General features: G+C 64.8%; 4 protein-coding genes. 1 reads left to right on the top strand and 3 read right to left on the bottom strand.

The window, feature by feature from the left end:
* Positions 1-290 precede the first annotated feature (290 nt).
* The gene (locus RT131_RS07970) at positions 291-2,108 is read right to left on the bottom strand and encodes a DUF885 family protein (protein WP_313171921.1); all 1,818 of its coding nucleotides are present in this window, start codon (positions 2,106-2,108) and stop codon (positions 291-293) included.
* Positions 2,109-2,325: 217 nt separating this feature from the next.
* On the opposite strand from RT131_RS07970, the gene RT131_RS07965 reads away from it, so the two are divergent.
* Entirely contained in the window at positions 2,326-3,594 is a 1,269-nt protein-coding gene (locus RT131_RS07965) for an amino acid permease (protein WP_313171832.1), read from the top strand.
* Between the two features lie 92 nt (positions 3,595-3,686).
* Here RT131_RS07965 and RT131_RS07960 read toward each other — a convergent pair whose 3' ends face one another.
* Positions 3,687-5,183, bottom strand: a complete 1,497-nt coding sequence (locus RT131_RS07960) for an efflux transporter outer membrane subunit (protein WP_313171830.1) — start codon at positions 5,181-5,183, stop codon at positions 3,687-3,689.
* 10 nt (positions 5,184-5,193) lie between these two features.
* Positions 5,194-6,354 (bottom strand): ABC transporter permease, encoded by a 1,161-nt coding sequence (locus RT131_RS07955; protein ID WP_313171828.1) that lies wholly within the window; start codon positions 6,352-6,354, stop codon positions 5,194-5,196.
* Between the last annotated feature and the right edge of the window lie 2 nt (positions 6,355-6,356).

The following is a 6,356-nucleotide window of genomic DNA, read 5'->3' as shown; positions in this document are numbered from 1 at the left end:
ACACGCTGCATGTAGTGCCGAGCCATGCTCGGCAGGGGCTTTCCCAGTCAACCCAGGACAGAACCGGCAATCCCGCCTGCGGCAGGTCGCAGACACTGCTGGTAAGGCCATTGCCGAGCATGGCTCGGCACTACCGGGACACGCTGCATGTAGTGCCGAGCCATGCTCGGCAGGGGCTTTCCCAGTCAACCCAAGACAGAGCCGGCAATCCCGCCTGCGGCAGGTCGCAGACACTGCTGGTAAGGCCAATGCCGAGCATGGCTCGGCACTACCTGTAAGCGGCTTGCCGCTTACTTGGACTTTTCGGCGATCCAGGCGTCGAGCTTTTCGTCCAGCACGTCCAGCGGCACCGAGCCGTCCTTCAGCACTTCGGCGTGGAACTCGCGGATGTCGAACTTGGCGCCCAGCTTGTCCTGCGCGCGCTTGCGCAGTTCCTGGATCTTCAGCTCACCGGTCTTGTAGGCCAGTGCCTGGCCCGGCCAGGCGATGTAACGCTCGGCTTCGGCAATGGCATCAGGCTCGCTCACCGAGGAGTTGGCGAACATGTAGTCCAGCACCTGCTGGCGGGTCCAGCCCTTGGAGTGCAGGCCGGTATCCACCACCAGGCGCACCGCACGCCACAGCTCACCCTGCAGGCGGCCGAAGTAGCTGTACGGGTCGGTGTAGACGCCCAGGTCCTTGCCCAGGCTCTCGGCATACAGGCCCCAGCCTTCGATGAAGGCGGTCTCGCCGCCGAAACGACGGAACGCCGGCACGCCCTTCAGTTCCTGCTGCAAAGCCAGCTGGAAGTGATGGCCCGGGATGGCTTCATGCAGGAACAGGTCTTCGGCATCCCAGGTCTTGCGCGTCGGCAGGTCGTAGGTGTTCACGTAGAAGATGCCCGGACGGGTGCCGTCTTCGCTGGGCTGCATGTACTCGCCGCCAGCAGCCGACTTGGCGCGGAACGCCTCGATCGGGCGGATTTCGAAACCGGCCTTCGGGGTCAGCGAGAACAGCTTGGGCACATTGGCATTGATCTTGGCCTCAAGCCCACGGTAATGCTCCAGCAGTTCCGGCTCGGATTTGAACTCGAACTGCTTGTCCTTCTGCATGAAGGTGAAGAAGTCCTGCAGCGAGCCCTTGAAGCCCACCTCGGCCATCACCTTCTGGATTTCGCCGTGGATGCGCTCCACTTCCTTCAGGCCGATCTCGTGGATCTGCTCCGGGGTCTGCGCGGTGGTGGTGCTCTGCTTGGCGTTGAAGGCATACCAGGCCTTGCCGTCGGGCAGCGAATCCAGGCCCACGGTGTCGCGCGTGGCCGGCAGGTAATCGTTGGCGATGAAGTCACGCTGCTGCTTGATCGCCGGCATCAGCGTGTCGTTGATCAGCGTGCGGAAGGCCTCGGTCAGGCGGTCCTTGTCGGCCTGCGAGAAGTCGGCCGGCATCTGCTTGATCGGGCCCCAGAACTGGCTGTCCTCGGCCTTGGCGGTGATGATGTCGTCGAACTGCGGCACCACCTTTTCCATCAGCACGCGCGGCTGCACCACGCCGGCCTTCATGCCTTCGCGCATATTGGCGTTCTCGGTCGCCAGCAGCACCGGGATGCGCGCCGCACGCGCCAACCAGTTGTCGTAGTCCTTGACCGTCTTGAACGGCTGCGCCACCTGGCCCGAACCCAGCATCACCGCATAGCTGACGGTGGAGCCCATCTGGTTGACCGGCATCATCCAGCCCGGGAACTTCTCCCCTTCCAGCGACTGCTTCTGCTCCTCGACGAAGATGCGGTAGCTGAGCAGGTCCTGCCCGGCCAGGCCGGCGTCGCCGATCTTCTGCACCTTGTCCAGCCACTCCTGGGTGAAGTCATGGCTCTGCTTGCGGAACTCGGCCGAGCCGAAGTCCGGCAGCTGGTCGTTGTAACGGTTGTCGCCCTGGAAGGTGGCCTGCAGCGGGTTCAGCTTGAGCACGCCTTCCCAATAGTCGGCGTACAGCTGGTTCAGCTGCGCGGCCTTGTCGGCCTGCGGTGCCTGCGCACTGCTGTCACCCGCCGCTGGTTGCGATGACGGTGAACAGGCGGCCAGCACGGTGGCCAGGGAGAACGAGACGGCAAGCGCCAGCGGTCGAACGGTCATCGGGGTTTCCAGAACAGGGAACAAGGCCGCCAGCGTCAGCGCTGGCGTGCCTTGCCGGAAGGGCCAAAGGTCATTGCCGGCAGGTTTCACATCGCGGTCGGGGCTGCAAACCGTCATAATCCCCACCCTGCTGCGGTCGCCACCGGCGCCTGCCACCTCCCTCACGCTCTACCGGGGCATCCGTACTCCGGCGCGAGCCTTTGCCGTTGCTGTATTTATGACTACTTCGCGTCGCCCGTTGGGCTTCTGGTCCGCCACCGCCCTGGTTGTGGGCAGCATGATCGGCTCGGGCACCTTCCTGTTGCCCGCCACCCTCGCCCCCTACGGCGCCGCAACGCTGATCGGTTGGAGCATCACCCTGTGCGGCGCGCTGCTGCTGGCGATCACCTTTGCCCAGCTTGCCAAGCGCTGGCCGCAGACCGGCGGTCCTTACGTATTCGCCCGCAACGCCTTTGGCGAACTGCCGGGCTTTCTGGTCGCGTGGAGCTATTGGATCTCAATGTGGTGTGCGATTGCCGCCATCGCCGTGGCTTTCGCCGGCAGCATTGGCGCCATCTTTCCCGCCCTGACCGCGACCCCGGTACGTGCTGCGGCCTGCGGCTTGGTCGCCCTGTGGCTGTGTGCGGGCGTCAACCTGATAGGCGTGCGCGAAGCCGGTCGCCTGCAGCTGGCAACCACGGCATTGAAAGTCGTGCCCTTGCTGATGTTCGGCCTGGTCGCGCTGTGGCTGGTGGATACCAGCAACTACGTACCCTTCAACCCTTCCGGCGAATCCTTGGGCAGCGTTGCCGCCGCCACCGTGGCGCTGACCCTGTGGGCGATGATCGGTCTGGAGGCCGCCACGGTCCCGGCCGAGTCGGTCGATGACGCACCGCGCACCGTCGCCCGTGCCACGGTCGCCGGCACCGCCATCGCTGGCATCGCAACCGTGCTGGCCTGCACCACCGTACTGGGACTGCTGCCCGCCGATGTGCTGGCCAATTCCAGCGCACCAATGGCCGATGCCGCCGCCGCGTTGTGGGGGCCTACCGCCGGCATGCTGCTGGCCGTGGTGATGGCCATCTCCTGCGTGGGCGCACTGAATGGCTGGACGCTGCTGGCGGCACAACTGCCTATGGCCGCCGCCCGCGACGGCGTGCTGCCGCGCGCCTTTGCCCACGAGAACAAGCGCGGCGCGCCGGTCTTCGGCGTCATCGTCAGCTGCCTGCTGGCCACCGTGCTGGTGATCTGCAACTACAACCGCTCGCTGGTGGACCTGTTCAAGTTCTCGGTGCTGCTGTCCACCGCTGCCACCCTGCTGCCCTACCTGGCTGGTGCAGCCGCATGGTTGTGGCGCGGCAGCGGCATTGCTTCACGCATCGCCGCTGCCGGTGCATTGCTCTTCAGCCTGTACGCGATTGCCGGCATCGGCAGCGAGGCCTTGTTGTGGGGCGTGGCACTGATCGTAGCCGGCCTGCCGATCTACTTCTGGTTGCGCCGACGCTGAGTACTGGCGTGCCGTGAGTGCTGCCTGCTGTTCGTCGGTGGGAGCGGCACAAGCCGCGGAGCTGGCAGTGCCAAAAACCTCTTGACCCTTGCTCACTCACGCGCGGGTGGCGCATTGCCCAAGGCCTTGTTGACCGCGATGAACTGGCTGCGCAGCAGTGCTTCGCCATCCACCAGGTCACGCCGCGTCTGCAGATAGCCTCTACGTGCATCCAGCACCGCAAGGAAGTCGATCAGGCCGGCATCGTGCCGTGCCTGTGCGATCTTGTAGGCATCCGCCGTAGCCTGCTCGCGCACACGCAACTGCGCGCGGTGCTGTTGGGCAGCGGCGTAGCCGTTCAAGGCATTGTCGATTTCCTGCCAGGCCTGCAGCACGGTCTTCTGGTAGGCCACGGCAGCTTCTTGTTGTTCCAGCTCACGCAGCTGTACCACACTCTTGCGTCGACCGTGATCGAACAGTGGCAGGTTCAGTACCGGGCCGATCGACCAGGTGCGGCTGCCCCAGTCCGAGAACTCACCGGACAGATACGACTCGTAGCCAAACCTGGCACCAAGCCGGATGCTGGGATACAGATCGGCCTGGGCAACACCGACGCTGGCCGTGGCCTGCTGCAGGCGTGCCTGCGCCGCGCGTATATCCGGACGCCGCTGCGCCACTTCCGACGGCAGGCCCAGCGACAGATCCGGCAGCGCGTCGCTCGCGGCAACCACCGGCGCTGCAAGCCGGCTGCGCAATGCGCCGGGGCGCTCGCCGAGCAATAGCGCGAGTTGGTTGCTGCTGCCGGCTTCCTCGGCCCGCAGGCCGGGCAAGCGCGCGCGTACCGCCGCAAGATCGGCCTGCTGACGGTCCAGGTCCAGATGATCCTGCAGACCACCGTCCACCCGCGCCTGCAGCAGCGACAAGCGCTCTTCCAATGCGGCAATGTCCTCGTGTGCCAGCTCGATCTGCCGCTGTGCCGCACGCAACTGCACGTAGCTGCGTGCCACTTCGCTGCTGACGCTCAGCCTGGCCAGATCCAACAGCGCCGCCTGCTGCGCCACGCTGGCATCGGCCGCCTCGATCGAGCGCCGCACCCTACCCCACAGGTCCAGCTCCCAGGACGCATCGAAGCCGGCCTGGTACAGATTGAATGGCTCGGCCAGCAGTTGTTTCAGTGCGTCACTGTCATTGCTGAGGATGTCGAGCATGCGCGTACCCGCGCCGTTCTCGCTTTGGCGCTGGCGATTGACACCTGCCGATGCGTTCACGTCGACACCGCGCTGCGCGGCAATCGTGCGCCGCTGCACCCGCGCCTGGGCGAAGTGCAAGGCAGCCGTGCGCAGGTCCGGGTTCGCCTCCAAGGCCCGTTGTTGCAGTTCATCCAGGGTCGGGTCGGAAAGCTGCGTCCACCACTCCGGCCGCAGCGCCTGCGTACCGACGTCGGCAATTAGTGACGCGTCACCGCCGCGCCATTGCGTCCAGTCGGCAGGGGCCGCCATGTCCGGCCGCACGAAGTCCGGCCCGACCGCGCAGCCGCCGAGCATCAAGCCTGCAGCAAGCGGCGACAGCAGCAGCGGCACGTTCAACAGTGAGCGCAAATGGGGAAACATGCATCGCATCCTAGGTAAGCCGATTACGGAACAACCACGCCGCCAACGGCAAGGTGATCGCCGCCACCGCCAGCATGGGGATGAAGTTGAAGCCCACGTCCTGCAGGCCCGCCCCTTCCAGATAGACCCGTCGCACCAGATCGATGCCAAAGCGCAGCGGGTTGGCATAGGTCGCCACCTGCAGCACCTTGGGCATATTGGCCACCGGCGTCATCAAGCCCGACAACAGCATCAACGGCATGATCAACAGGAAGGTGTAAAGCATCGCCTGCTGCATGTTGGCAGCCACCGCCGAGATCGACAGGCCGATACCTACCGAGGCCACCGTGAACACCGCCAGCGCCAGGTACAACACGCCCACCGAGCCGGCCATCGGGATCTGGAACCAGAAACGGATGATCAGCAGAATGATGGTGGACTGCACCAGCCCCACCAGAATCGACGGCAAGGCCTTCCCGATCAGGATCTGCATCGGCGTCAGCGGGGTGACCAGCAATTGATCGAAGGTGCCCTGTTCGCGTTCGCGCGCCACCGACAAGGCGGCGATCAACAGCGTCTGCAACATGCTCAGCGCGGCGATCAACGCTGGCATCAGCTGCCAGCGCGACTCCAGGTTGGGGTTGTACCAGCTGCGTGTGACCAGCTGCACCGCCTGCCCGCCGGTGGCGTCCATCTGGTTCAACTGCGTTCGATTGAACCATTCCCGATTGATCCGTTCCCGATTGAAATCGGCGACGATGGAGCCGATGTAGCCGGCAGCGGCACCCGCGGTGGTGGAGTTGCGGCCATCCATGATCAACTGCAACCGTGCACTCTGCCCAGCGGCCAGTCGCTGCTCGAAATCAGCTGGAATGCTGATCACCAGCAACACTTCATTGGCGTCGATCACGCCAGCAATCTGCGCCGATGAAGCCAACGTTGCCGTGCGCTCGAACATGCCCGCGCCATCCATCCGCGAAAGCAGCTCGCTAGACGCCTGTCCGCCACTGAGGTCGAGCACCGCATACGGCACATGGCGCAGATCGAAGGTCGCACCGTAGCCAAACAACAACGCCTGCATCAGCGCTGGCATGAACAGCATGGCGCGACTGGAAGGCTCTTTCAGCAGGGTGATCAGCTCTTTCCTGCACAGGAAGGCAATGCGCCTGAAATAGATCGCAATAGCTTCCATGC

The sequence above is a fragment of the Stenotrophomonas sp. genome (assembly GCF_032066555.1).
Lineage (GTDB): Bacteria > Pseudomonadota > Gammaproteobacteria > Xanthomonadales > Xanthomonadaceae > Stenotrophomonas.
This window is presented reverse-complemented; position numbering and strand designations above follow the sequence as displayed.

Coding starts and splice junctions, on each gene's coding strand:
- RT131_RS07970 (WP_313171921.1), bottom strand. CDS start 2,108: ATGACCGTTCGACCGCTGGCGCTTGCCGTCTCGTTCTCCCTGGCCACC.
- RT131_RS07965 (WP_313171832.1), top strand. CDS start 2,326: ATGACTACTTCGCGTCGCCCGTTGGGCTTCTGGTCCGCCACCGCCCTG.
- RT131_RS07955 (WP_313171828.1), bottom strand. CDS start 6,354: ATGGAAGCTATTGCGATCTATTTCAGGCGCATTGCCTTCCTGTGCAGG.
- RT131_RS07960 (WP_313171830.1), bottom strand. CDS start 5,183: ATGTTTCCCCATTTGCGCTCACTGTTGAACGTGCCGCTGCTGCTGTCG.